Raw genomic sequence first — 677 nt, 5'->3', positions numbered from 1 at the left:
TGGCTGCTCCCTGGGCCGGCGATACGCCGGGCGCGACGCCCGGACGTGCTGCCGGCTGACCCGGAGCCGGGGTCGCGCCGGGCGCACCCATCGCCGCGCCCGGGGTTGCCGGCGTTCCGGGCGGTGTTGCCGGACGTCCCTGCTGACCTGGCGCCGGTGCCGTCGGCGTCGCGCCGGGTGCCGGAGGCGTTGTTGCGGCAGGCGGGGTGCCTGGACGCGCGGGCTGTGCGCCGGCTGCCGGAGGTGTCGGCGTCGGTGTCGCACCGGGAGCTGTCGCGGCGGGCGGTGTGCCCGGTCGTGCCCCTGCTGCCGGCGGCGTTGTCGTTGTCGAAGGCGTGGGCGTTGACGTCGCCGCGGGCGGCGTGCCCGGCGGTTGCTTGGCGCCGCCAGGACGTTCACCGCGTTCGCCACCCGGACGATCACCAGGGCGGCGTTCGGCCGGCGCCGTTGTCGGAGCGCCCGGCGTTGCGGGCGTTGGTGTCGGCGTTGCCGCCGCCGGCGGGGTGCCGGGCCGTGCTGCCGGCGCGGCGTTCGGCGTGGCGCCGGGCGTTGGCGTCGGGTGCGCGGGTCCTGCGCCAGGCGGCGGCGTGCCCGGTCGCTGCGGTGCTGCGGCCGGCGGCGGTGGAGTCGGCGTCGGCTGCGCGCTGACTCTTATACACATCTCCGAGCCCACGAGA

1 protein-coding gene is annotated in these 677 nt (G+C 78.3%); it reads right to left on the bottom strand.

The window, feature by feature from the left end; all coding sequences use genetic code 11:
- Positions 1-419: 419 nt before the first annotated feature.
- The gene (locus AC1VNY_RS42515) at positions 420-659 is read right to left on the bottom strand and encodes a hypothetical protein (protein ID WP_482409672.1); all 240 of its coding nucleotides are present in this window, start codon (positions 657-659) and stop codon (positions 420-422) included.
- Between the last annotated feature and the right edge of the window lie 18 nt (positions 660-677).

The organism is Bradyrhizobium ferriligni, from assembly GCF_056837965.1.
The sequence above is the reverse complement of the archived record's forward strand: the minus strand, read 5'-3'. Positions and strand labels throughout refer to the sequence as shown.